Consider the following 834-nt stretch of genomic DNA (forward strand, 5'->3'; position numbering starts at 1 on the left):
CACTCCTCAGCCCGTCAGCCGCTACCGGCCTCACTCCCCCGTGAAACCCGGGTTATCCGGCCGGAAGAGGAATGCTGTCCTGCCTGTGGTGGTGAACTCAGTTCTCTGGGATGTGATGTGTCAGAGCAACTGGAGCTTATCAGCAGCGCCTTTAAGGTTATCGAAACACAACGTCCGAAACAGGCCTGTTGCCGGTGCGACCATATCGTGCAGGCACCAGTACCTTCAAAACCCATTGCACGCAGTTATGCCGGAGCGGGGCTTCTGGCCCATGTTGTCACCGGGAAATATGCAGACCATCTGCCGTTATACCGCCAGTCAGAAATATACCGTCGTCAGGGAGTGGAGCTGAGCCGTGCCACACTGGGGCGCTGGACAGGTGCTGTTGCTGAACTGCTGGAGCCGCTGTATGACGTCCTGCGCCAGTATGTGCTGATGCCCGGTAAAGTCCATGCTGATGATATCCCCGTCCCGGTCCAGGAGCCGGGCAGCGGTAAAACCCGGACAGCCCGGCTGTGGGTCTACGTCCGTGATGACCGTAACGCCGGTTCACAGATGCCCCCGGCGGTCTGGTTCGCGTACAGTCCGGACCGGAAAGGTATCCATCCACAAAATCACCTGGCCGGTTACAGCGGTGTGCTTCAGGCCGATGCTTACGGTGGTTACCGGGCGTTATACGAATCCGGCAGAATAACGGAAGCCGCGTGTATGGCTCATGCCCGGAGAAAAATCCACGATGTGCATGCAAGAGCGCCCACCTACATCACCACGGAAGCCCTGCAGCGTATCGGTGAACTGTATGCCATCGAGGCAGAGGTCCGGGGCTTAGATCGG

1 pseudogene is annotated in these 834 nt (G+C 58.8%); it reads left to right on the forward strand.

What is annotated here, in order from left to right:
• Positions 1–834, forward strand: a pseudogene (locus K1I94_RS11265) (IS66-like element ISCro1 family transposase); the annotation flags it as partial.

It is taken from the genome of Streptococcus sanguinis, assembly GCF_019929145.1.
Lineage (GTDB): Bacteria > Bacillota > Bacilli > Lactobacillales > Streptococcaceae > Streptococcus > Streptococcus sanguinis_U.